A 12392-nucleotide genomic window follows, 5' to 3' on the forward strand; every position below is an offset into this window, starting at 1 on the left:
GATGAAGGCTGAGCGTTTATTTTTTCACTATCCTTTTCACTTGTGTTTGTCCATCCTCTGTAGAAACTTTCACCATATACACCCCTGCTTTCAGGTGAGTCAAATTAAGTTCTGTTTCTGCTTGAATTACGCTCTGATAAACGATTCTGCCCAGGTTATCTACCACAGAGATATAGTGCTTGCCTGCCTGCTGAGTTGCAATGGTAAGTTTGCTTTCAAACGGATTGGGATACAGCCTTACGTTGCTTTCCAGGCTTTCTTCTACACCAACTCTGGCTATATTAACAGCAGGAGCTCCCAGGAAAGGAGAAAGGTAAGTGCCTGCAATGACAGAAATAGTAGTTTGAGAAGGCAGTTGCCATCCTACAGATACATGGTCGTCGCCTGTGTTTTCTTTGTGCAAAGCTTCGATGTAGTACTTCCTGCCAGCTACTAAAGAGATGGCAATCGACTGTTGAGAGGCATATTTATTCCACTGTCTGAGCGAAGTAGGAGCAGTGATTGAGGCAATCCTGGTTTTTTTGGCCGGATCTTCATCTGAGGACAGGTAGAGTTCAACTTTATCATCACCTGCAATGTAGAAGCGGTAATTGCCACTCACCTGAGGATGGATATAGCCTCTGAAGCGCTGGCCATAGGTATTTCCCTGGTTAGCAGCCGTTTCAAAAATGGTAAGTTCATCGGTGGTGGTAGGGGCCGTAGTCAGAGGAATGTTGCTGATCTGGTAGCCGGTGACATTGGCCCAGAATTCTCTTGTGATCTTGCCTGTGTTGTGAACAACAAAAGGAGAAAGCACGCTTCCGGGAATCACTGAGATGGTTGATTGGGTGGGAGTTTGCCAGCCCACAGCCAGGTTATCTCCACCGGTGGATTCTTTGTGCAGGGCTTCGATATAGTATTTTTTACCTGCCACCAAAGAGATGGCTGCTGACTTTTGCTCAGCATACTTGTTCCAGACTCTCACTCCTGTATAAGCTGATACAACAGCAATCTTTGTTTTCTTTGAAGGATCATCATCGGTAGAGAGCCATAGTTCACATTTATCATCGCCTGCAATGTAAAAAGTATAACTGCCGCTAGCAGGTACACATAGGTAGCCTCTGATTCTTTCTCCATAGTTATCCCCTTGATTAGATGCAGATTCAAAGGAAGTAAGCTGAGAAGAAGAAGCAGGAGCGGTGTTGACGGGAATGGCACTCACCGAATTGCCTGTTACATTCACCCATTTTTCCCGCAAAATACTACCAGTGGCCGAACAAGTGACAGTAGGAGGAATTGTGCCTTTGGTTTTTATTACCCACGTTCCTGTGCCGGCCTGTGTTTTATCTCCATCATTAGCAGTTGTGGAATAGGTGCTTCCTACAAGTAAGTAGCTTCCATCCGGATTCTGAATAACAGATCCTAAATAATCATTTTCAAAACTTCCGAAAGTTTTATCCCATAATTTATCTCCGCCATTACTAAGTTTAATGAGCCAGTAATCAGGCGTGTAAAACACCTCTTGTGAATACCCATCATTATAACAGGCTACCTCGCTCATTCCCCTGCTTGATTCAGATTTGTTGTTTGTTTTTCCTGAATCGGAGGTAGATCCAATTAAAAAGCCTCCGTCTGCCGTTTTTTGAAGAGTTACCAGTAAATCATTATGAGGTGCATTTCCGACTCCAAAGGTGGATTCTGTCTTGAGTGACTTTTCCCAAAGTTTTGTTCCATTGCTGCTTATTTTTACCAGCCATAAATTTTCATTCTTTTCTCCTTCGTACTGGCCGCAACTTAACCGGTCAGAGGAAAAAGATTTAGAGTTCCCCCCTAACAGGTATCCTCCGTCAGCAGCCTGTACGAGTTGAATAAGATTATCTGAAAATTCACCACCTAATGTTCTGTCCCATTCTTTACTGCCATTGGCAGAAATTTTTACTACCCAGTAATCTCCTGTGCCATTTTTCCATGCTTCAGTATTGTCATCTTTAGAGTCCAGACTAGCTTCTGTTTTATCACCGCCAATGCCTGAATAAGATTTACCTCCCAGCAGGTAGCCTCCATCAGAGGTTTGTATGACAGCACTTAAATTGTCAGCCTGATTGCCTCCAAAGGTTTTCTCCCATTGTTTTTCTGCATTGCTGCTGAGTTTAATAATTCTATAATCATCATTTCTTTGGGTTGAATAGGAGCCTATAAGAAATCCGCCATCTGAGGTAGCTATAATAGTAGTCCTATGTTCATTTAAGGTTTTGTCCCATAAGATATTACCGTTTCCATTAATCTTTACCAGGTGTAACTGCCATTCATGAGTAGCAATTTGAATATTCTCTGACAATAGATAATTTCCATCTGTGGTAGCCGTGATTTGTGAGAACTTACCATTAATGGGTTTTGTCCATATAGGCTCGCCATTGCTATTGAGAAGCGTCAGGCTATTGCTCGGATAATTAGAAAAGATTAAATACTGACCGGAAGATGTACCTAAAGCAGCATAAGGATAGAAATTGGCAAAGAGTTTATCCCATTGTTTGGTAGCGTTGAGGGGAGAAGTTACCTCAGGATGGGTAGTGGCACTACTGACGCTTGTATAAGGGGAGTGAAGATTAGCTTTAATGCCTTTCAGCCGGTAGTAGTAGGTGGTATTGGGTGTTAAATTATTGTCAGCATAAGTAAAACCCCAATACGGAATAGCGGCCACCCGGGCAAAAGGCCCATTAATTGTAGAGGAACGCTCAACTACCACCGTATCATATTGATCAAACCCTACAGTATTATCTTGAAAAGTTTCACGCCAGCTCAAATGCATTTGCGTACGGGAGCCTGCCTGAAACTCCACCAATTTAGGTGCAGGAATAATTCTTACTGCCGGTACCGTACCTGAAGTGGTTCCATCGCTTTGCCAAAGTTTATTTCCAGTTCCATCATGGGCTGTAAAATACAGTATCTTGTTGTTGATGTCTTTTTTAAGACCATAGGGGTTAGAACTGGGAGAACCCGGACGGATATCTTTTACCATTACAGTTCCTTGCGGTGTGCCATCCGTTTTCCACAGTTCAGTGCCATAATTTCCAATTCCATTCAGTCCAGAATTATTAGCAACAAAGTATAAAAGATTACCAGCCTGCGTAAATTGATACTCAAAATTATATGCACTTCTATTATAGCTGAAGTATTTTAATTCAACATGTGTGGTAGAATTATTATCTATTTTCTCTAATGAAAAACTGTAAGGATCTCTGGCGCCAATATAAACAAGTGAATTATTGAATGGAATAAAAGCATCATCAGGTATTTCATCTGGTCCTCCATCTTCTAGATCTGCACTAAAGGAAAAGGAACGGATTTTATGAGTACCTGCAGGAGTGCCATTACTTTTCCATAAGTTGAACCCTTTAACAAAAGTTACACAATCATAAGGTTCGTACGGAGTAGTACTTCCACAACTGTCAAAATGATTGGAAGTATAATACCACATCCCATTTACATTCAATATATTCTGAGGAGATTCTACTTCAGCCGGGTAGTATGGCTGCTGAGCCATACCCACAGTATAACAAAAAATAAAAAAGCTAAATAAAGCTATTTTAATGATTGGCTTTTTAGCCAATACATAGTAGGGTCGCTTAATAGGAAAGCAGTGACAGAAAGTTAATAATTTTTTCATAAAATAAGTTAAGAGATAGTATGTTATACGGGGCAAATTAGACAATGAGGGAGGAAAACTGTTAACACAAATCGTGCATTCTTTAACACATTTAGACCATTTGGAAGAAAAATAGATCTTTTTCACAGCACAGCCGGGAGGAAATACTATCTTCTCCCGGCTGTGGCGAAAAATTTAGCTGTTTCTTACTTTTTAACTACCTTCATCACTTGGGTTGAGCCGTCTTCTGCAGAAATTTTCATCATATACACGCCTACTTTTAGATGTGCCAAGTTGAGTTCTGCTTGTGTTCCTTGTATTGTGGATTGATAAACTGTTCTGCCCAGATTATCCACTATACTGATGTACAGTTTGTCTTGATGTGAACTGGTAAGTGAAAGTTTGCTTTCAAAAGGATTGGGATACAGGCTTAGGTTGCTTTCAAAGCTTTCTTCTACAGCTACTCTGGCTATGTTTGCTGTTGGAGAGGCCAGGAAAGGAGAAAGGTAGGTACCTGTAATGACAGAAATAGTAGTTTGAGAAGGCAGTTGCCATCCCACAGATATATTGTCATCACCACTGTTTTCTTTGTGCAAAGCTTCGATGTAATACTTCTTACCTGCTACCAAGGCAATCAAGGCTGACTGCTGGGAAGCATATTTATTCCATTGTCTCAGGGATGTAGGAGCAGTGATTGAGGCAACTTTGGTTTTTTTGGCCGGATCTTCATCTGAGGAAAGCCATAACTCAGCTTTATCATCGCCTGCCACAAAGAATTGGTAATTGCCACTCACCTGTGGATGGATATAGCCTCTGAAGCGCTGGCCATAGGTATTTCCCTGGTTAGCAGCCGTTTCAAAAATGGTAAGCTCATTAGTGGTGGTAGGGGCAATGGTAAGAGGAATGTTGCTGACCTGATAGCCTGTCACATTCGCCCAGAATTCCCTTGAGATTTTGCCTGCTCCCTGGGGAATATAAGGAGACAGGTAGCTTCCTGTAATCACGCTGATAGCAGCCGTAGAAGAGGTCTGCCAGCCTACAGCAACATTATCCCCGCCGGTGGCTTCTTTGTGCAGGGCTTCGATATAGTACTTTTTACCTGCTACTAAGGAGATAGCTACTGATTTCTGCTCAGGGTATTTGTTCCACACTTTCAACCCCGTATAATAAGGTACGGAAGCAATCCTGGCTTTCTTGGCAGGGTCATCATCTGAGGAAAGGTAGAGTTCACATTTATCATCGCCTGCAATGTAGAAGGTGTAGCTGCCGGTAGTGGGAACACACAAATAGCCTCTGATTCGTTCTCCATAGTTATCTCCAGTATTAGAGGTAGTTTCAAAGGAAGTAAGTTGAGTAGAAGAACTAGGAGCCGTGTTTACTGGAATAGCGCTCACCGAACTGCCTGTGATATTGAGCCACTTTTCCTGTAAGATACTGCCTGTGGCTGAGCAGGATGTTGCACAAGTGGCTGTAAAGGTAATGGTGGCTGAGTTAGTAAGAGGCGTAAGTACGCAACCACCGGCTTTAATAGTGAATATGTTGTTTCCTGTATTCAAACTGACAGCTGGAATAGTTAGGGTAATATCACCACCACCCATAATAGCCGTACCTGCGGGAGAACCATTGTTAAAGTAGGCCTGATAAGTGAAGCTAGTCTGGCTGCCTTTAATAGTGATCTTACCATTTTCGCCTACGCAAACCGTGCTGCCTATTAATAATAAGTTTGTAACAGGAGCCTGCATACAAGCCTCCACATCATATTTCCATAGTTCATATCCTCTATTGCCATCATTTCCACTGAAATAGAATGAATTAGCGGCAATAGCGGAATAAGTAAGCTGCACCGATAACTCTGCTACCAGGCTCGTATTGGCAGAGGTACCGTTACTCCTCCATAACTGATTTGCACTCTTACCATTCAGGACTCTTGATATCTCAAACAGCAGGGTATTGTTTACAGCTTTAAGATTCTGGGCTCTTACGAGCTTAACAACCTGTGTACCCGCTGGCGTGCCATCGCTTTTCCATAACTCATTATAAGAAGTCAGGTCCGAGGAAATACTCAAAAAGGTAAAATATAGGCTATTGCCGACAACTGTTAAATTCTCTACATTGTTTTCATCATATTTTACTATAGTTTTGATAATTGAGGTACCGGCAGTGGTGCCATTGCTTTTATAGAGGTTCTCAGCTGCACTGAAATACAGCGCACTCTTAAAAAAGACCATACTATTGATGCCAAGGATTTTAGGGCCGAAAGAGACTGTTCCGGCAGGTGTGCCATCGGTTTTCCATAGGCCGGTGGCATAATCAGTGAAGTAGAGCAAGCCATTGCCAGGGGTAAAGTTAGCAATACCATCCCCATCTATGTTTTTTAGAACGATGGTGCCTTGCGAAGTGCCATCACTTTTCCATAATGCATTTTCATCTCTAAAATACAGGGCATTGTTCCATACGGTAAGTAAGCCTATAAACTCAGTGTTTACGTTTTTAACAAGCGCTGTTCCCAGGGGAGTGCCGTTACTTTTCCATAACTGCTTTCCGGTAAAGAAATACAGATATCCGTTCCAGTAGCGTGATTCTCCGATTATGCCAGTATCAAAGGTTTTAATCAGGACCGTTGAGGCATTGGTGCCATCGCTTTTCCAGAGCTGGACATTCACCAGCTGGTTTTCCATATTATAACTGGTGACCTGGAAGTAAACCGTACTATTATTATAGGTGAGTAGGTTTGCTTTCTGTACCGGACCAGTACCTCCGTTTTGTTTAACTAATACCGTATTGGCTTCTGAGCCATTGGTTTTCAAGAGTGCAAAGCCAGAAACCCCGTCACCAGCTATAAAATAGATCAGCCCATTTACATTCAGCATAGAGGATGGGTGAGAACCCTGGTTTGCATTTAACACAACCGGATATAATGGCTGGGTGGAGGTAGGAGTGCCGTTACTTTTCCATAAACTTTCTTCGGAAACGAAATATACGCTTTCCCGCAGGGTAACCAGGAAAGGAGAAAATACATTGTTTTCAGAAGGGTTAAATTCCTGTATCAGTGTAGTACTTTGCGAGGTGCCCTCACTTTTCCACAAAGAAAGTTCATAGGTAGCATATACATACACCCTCACATATAAGGTGTTGTTTACTGCACTGGTTTGTATGGATACATAGGATTCCTGTTCAAAAGACTTGAGCATCACTGTTCCGGCAGTAGTGCCATCAGTCTTCCAGAGCTGAAAAGAGGAAATGAAGTAAATCGTATTCCCGACAACTGTCTGAATGGAAGGAAAGACTAACCCATCTTTTACCAATACTGTACCCGCAGCTGTGCCATTGCTTTTCCATAACTGGGTGGTAGCAGAGGTTTCTATGGTAAAATATAACAGGCCATTGGCATTAAAGAGGCCACCCAGAGCGGTTTTAGTAGCTTTTACTACTTGTGTTCCCTGAGGAGTCCCATTGCTTTTCCAGAGTTCTTGTCCATTTGGGTCCTGAAATGCAAAATACAATATATCCCCCACTGCTGTCAATGAAGTTATGCCATAGATTGTATTGCTTTCTTTTACTAAAACAGTTCCTGCTGTAGAGCCATTGGTACGCCATAAAGCAAAACCTGTAGTGTTGCCGGATGCCGTAAAATATATATAGTTGCTGGCTGCTCCAATCTGATAGGCATTAGGGAAAGGATTGTAAGGATCTCCTGAAACGTCCAGTACTTTTCCGGTATTGGAGCCCTGGGTCTTCCATAGTTCGTAGCCCGCAGGGGCATTATTGACCGTAAAATACAAAGCATTGTTTGTTGCCACCAGCTGAAGTTTAGGATAGGCATTATACAAGTTGATTTGTGGACTTTGCATCGGAAAATAACCCACTTGTATGGTACCTTGCGGAGTGCCGTCTGTTTTCCACAGCTCATAGTGATGTTCAAACTTGTTATTTATATAGTCCTCCTTATGTATCTCATTTGCAACAAAATATAAGGTATTGTTAACAACAGTAAACATGGATGGAGAGGAGCTGTTTATACCTGTTGTAATGTCTCTGAGTAAATATGTACCGGCATCTGTACCATCGCTACGCCAGAGTTCGCGGCCATGTAGCGAAGATTCGGCAGAAAAATAGAGAACCCCATTGAAGGAAGTAAGGTGAAGAGGGGCAATAACAGAAAGAGGAATTTTATTAATGTCTTTTACTAAGGTGGGCTGCGAATAGGTGATAAAAGGCAGAAATAACAAGAAAGTTGCCAGTAAGACAAAGCAGGATAGAGAAAAAAACGGTATAGGGGTTTTACCTAAAAAACCACGTCCATACTTTATTAGCCTCCGGAGAAAGCCAATAGAAAAAATTAATAATGTTTTCATAAAAATTAAGTTTAGGAGGGTGTGAAAAAGAGATCATTATCAGCTAAATAAAAGTTAATTGTTAATTAAGACGTATGAAAGATAAGTAAAATGCAGGCGGGGGTGTTAACACAAATCGTGCAATCTTTAACACATTTAGACCATTTGGAAGAAAAATCGATCTATTCACAGCACAGCCGGGAGGAAACAATATTCTCCCGGCTGTGCTGTGAATAGATGAAGAAAGTATGCTTATTTTTTAATTACTCTACTCACCTGTGTTTGTCCCTCCTCGGTTGATAGTTTGAGCATATATACACCTGCTTTCAGGTGAGCCAGGTTAAGTTCTGTTTGGTTTCCTTGTGTGGTGGCTTGATAGACTGTTCTGCCAAGGTTATCTACTATATGGATTGAATGCTTGCCTGTATGTTCAGTAACAAGAGTAAGTTTGTCTTCAAAGGGATTGGGATACAGACTCGCTTTGTTTTCCAGGTTTTCCTGAACACTTTCTTCACTTGCTGCTAGTCTGGCCGTAGCGTTGACTCTGGTAAAAGAAGTGGTTCTGCCCCAGGTATCTGACAAATTGGTTTTGACCCTGACATAATACTTTTGATTGAGTGCAAGTTCAGCAAACACAGCATAATAGGTACCTGTGCTGAGCCTGCTAGCGGTGGTTTTGGTGAGTACGCCTGTGGTAAAGTTAGCAGAGGTACTTACCTGCACAGTGTAGGAAGTAGCTGTAGGCACTGTGTTCAGATACAGGGAAGTGCCGGTGGTAGTTGATCCATCACTAGGATTGACTACATAGGTACTACCTGCAGCAGAAGCGGTGGTAAAGGAAGTCACAGGTCCCCAGCATAAGCCAAGGTTGGTGTAGACTCTCACATAGTACTTCTGATTGAGAGAAAGTTCAGGAAAAGAGGCATAGAAAGTACCTATGCTGAGCCTGCTTGCCGTGGTTTTAGTGATCACTCCTGTGGTAAAGTTAGCAGAAGTACTCACCTGCAGGGTATAGGAAGAAGCCCCCGGAATGGTTTTCAGATACAAGCTAGTTCCGCTTAGGATGCTTCCACTGGAGGGATTGACCACCAGGCTGCTTTGAGTAGTGTTGTTACAGGAAATAGTAGGACAATTCAGCACAGTGATGGTAGCTTTGGAAGTGAGTTCCACAAGGGTACAACCAGAGGCTTTGATGGTAAATGTGTTATTACCCACATTCAGACTCACGGCCGGTATAGTTAAGGTGATATCTCCTCCCCCTTGTACAGGATTGCCAATCGCTGCATTATTGAGATAAGCCTGGTAAGGCACATTAGCCTGACTACCTTTGAGTAGTATCTTTCCATCTTGTCCTAGACACACGCTATTTGCCTGCACTAATAAATTTTTATTAGTTACGCTTACACAAGCCGACGGATCATACTTCCATAACTCACGACTAATTTTTTGTGTATATATGCTGAAATACAAGGTGTTATTCAGCGTAGCAAATGTGTCATTGTAGGGAGAACCTGGTAAATCATCTACTAAAGCTGTTCCTGCAATAGTGCCATCACTCCGCCAGAGTTCATTACCGTGTTTACCATCATTCATCACAAAATAAAGAATACCATTGCTGCTGAAAAATACAGACGGACTATAACTATAACGACCATAAAAATTATCCTTTAATTTAACCGGATTTGAGCCGGCAGTGTCTTCAATCGTCCATAAGGTGGCTGTTCCATCTCCTCCATCATCGATATTGCGCCAAGAAAAAAAGTAAAATCTGCCATTTATATATCTTAATTTACTGAAGTATTCTTCAGAACCAGAGGGTAATTTACGGAAAAGAGAAGTGCCTTGTGCTGTGCCATCACTTTTCCAGATTGCATAGCCAGTACTTGGTTCATAGAACACAAAGTACAACAACCCATTGTTGGTAATTAGCTGTTCAGGATAAGCCCCATCTTTACCTGGCACAATATCTTTCACCATTACTGTTCCTGCTGGGGTGCCATCGCTTTTCCAGAGCTCAATCCCATGGATGCCATCATTAGCCGTAAAAAACAAAGTGCCGTTTACATTGATCAGATTTCCAATGTTAGCGTAATATCCTGGATTGATATCTTTTACTTGGACTGTCCCTGCAGGAGTACCATCACTTTTCCAGAAAATAGTAGTATAGTAATTAGGGTTATTTGGTGTAGGATAGGAAGTTGTAAAATAAAGCAAGCCATTCACAACCGTGATATTGTTAAAAGCCCTATAGTCATATCTTTCAATTCCTGGCACAATATCTTTCACCATTACTGTTCCTGCTGGGGTGCCATCGCTTTTCCAGAGTTCTTCTCCATAACTTGGGTGATTAGCTGTAAAAAACAACGTGCCATTCACCTGAATCAGATTTCTAACATTTGAAGTGGCAGTTCCCGGATAAATATCTCTCACGAGTACTGTACCTTCTGGGGTACCATCACTTTTCCAGAGTTCTCTTCCATGAAGGCTATCACTGGCACTAAAATATACCACTGAATTTACAGCCGTTAGAAGCGAAGGCGCTGCATCAGCGGCTCCGGGATAAATATCTTTCACAAGCGTAGTACCTGCTGAGGTACCATCACTTTTCCAGAGTTCCTCTCCTTGGATGCCATTGTTGGCACTAAAGTAGAGCGTATTGCCAGCCCTTGTGATGGATTGGGGAGAAGAAGCGCCATTCATCGTTGGAAGAGATATATTGATTTTGACAGTGCCTGCTGAGGTGCCATCGCTTTTCCAGAGTTCATCCGTATTGGGAACAAAAAACAGTGTGCCTTTTACATCCGCGAAATGTCTATTATCGAAATAATAATAATCAGATTGTTGATTGAAATTTTTTAGTTTAATAGTACCTGATTGACTGCCATCACTTCGCCAGAGACTAAAATTTTTAGATGGATAAGGCTCATACATTTTGAAATAAAAGTATCCGCCTGAAGAAGGCAGGACCTCCGAACTTCCGGCACCAATGTCTTTTACAAGCGTGGTGCCTGCTGTCGTGCCATCACTTTTCCAGAGTTCCCGCCCATTTATGAAAAACAGAGTTCCATTTACAGCCTGAAGAGCGTAAATAAATGAGCTTGCAGCAAATTCTTTCATTGGCATTGTCCCTTCCGAAGTGCCATCACTCTTCCAGAGGACAGAGCCTGCTGCAAAGTATAGTATTATTCCATTTATTGAGTCAGTGTTACGAATTAGGGAAGAATAGATTATGCCAGGAATACTTTTTACAAGCACTGTACCAGCAGGGGTGCCATCACTTTTCCAGAGTGCATGCTTGTTAACTGGATCATAGGCTGTAAAAAACAAGATGCCATTCACACTGCTGATATTCTTTGGAAAGTCTCCTGCAAAAATAAGGCTGGTTCCTTCTTCCGTGCCATCTGTCTTGAGCAGTCCTGAACCATAATAAGTAGATCCGCTGATATACAATGTGTTATTCACTTCTGTAAAGAGGGTTTCTTCTCCATAGATGCGATTAATCCAAAAGCTTCCTCCCTTCGAACTTTTTAGATAATACCAGTATGGATTATTATCAGTACTATAGAAAACCGTATTGCCTGCTTTAGTCAGTACAATAGGGGCAGGGCTTTCTTCAATGTCCCATCTTCCTAAACTAACATCTGCTACTTTTTGTGTGCCTGCCAGGGTTCCATCGGTTTTCCATAGCTGATAACCGCCGGTACGCGTTACATAGGAAGTGTTAGTGGAATACCCGTTGGCTACAAAGTACAAAGTGCCATTCACATCTAATAAGTGACTTGGATTAGAACCAGCCAGGCCCGGATTGAGGTCTTTGAGCAGAAAAGTGCCTTCAGGAGTACCGTCGCTGCGCCATAACTCTTGTCCGTGGGTAGGATCAGATGCGCTAAAATACAGAATTCCATTGCTTTGAGTCAGATGCATTGGATAGAAGTATTTTGCAGAAGCTGTATTAATATCCTTGACCAGGGTAGGCTGAGCAAAGGATGAGAAAAAGCAAAGAAACATAAAGCTGACAATCAATGAGAATTTCAAGCAGACACCTGCTTTGGCACAGATGTTATGTTTTCCTCGCATCATGGTTGAGGAAGAAAGTAAAAGTAAAGGCATACGTTAGGGTAAAGTGTGGAAATAAACTATAGGGTTAATTCAGGCTTTTCTGAGAATGTAAGCGCTAAATCTTACATATTATTGAGAGTGAATTTATAGTACTTGATTATGAAAGCGTTATCCTAGTATCTTTTATACTATAAACTTTTAGTGATAGCAGGAGATGAATCTTACATGAGCGAAATAGGGAAAGGGAGAGGAAAACTGTTCACACAAATCATGCAATCTTTATTGCTATTGTGTCATTTTTAGGAAAACTCGTTGTTTTGACACCACAGCCGGGAGGAAACAATATTCTCCCGGCTGTGGTGAGTAGATGAAGA

The 12392-nt window shown here is 41.9% G+C and carries 3 protein-coding genes; all 3 read right to left on the reverse strand.

What is annotated here, in order from left to right:
* Positions 1-16 precede the first annotated feature (16 nt).
* The gene (locus GXP67_RS29300) at positions 17-3523 is read right to left on the reverse strand and encodes a PA14 domain-containing protein (protein WP_162446428.1); all 3507 of its coding nucleotides are present in this window, start codon (positions 3521-3523) and stop codon (positions 17-19) included.
* Positions 3524-3831: 308 nt separating this feature from the next.
* Positions 3832-7980: an ELWxxDGT repeat protein gene (locus GXP67_RS29305; protein WP_162446429.1), complete on the reverse strand. Its 4149-nt coding sequence runs from the start codon at positions 7978-7980 to the stop codon at positions 3832-3834.
* Positions 7981-8211: 231 nt separating this feature from the next.
* Positions 8212-12069: an ELWxxDGT repeat protein gene (locus tag GXP67_RS29310; RefSeq protein ID WP_162446430.1), complete on the reverse strand. Its 3858-nt coding sequence runs from the start codon at positions 12067-12069 to the stop codon at positions 8212-8214.
* Between the last annotated feature and the right edge of the window lie 323 nt (positions 12070-12392).

This window comes from Rhodocytophaga rosea, from assembly GCF_010119975.1.
Taxonomy (GTDB): domain Bacteria; phylum Bacteroidota; class Bacteroidia; order Cytophagales; family 172606-1; genus Rhodocytophaga; species Rhodocytophaga rosea.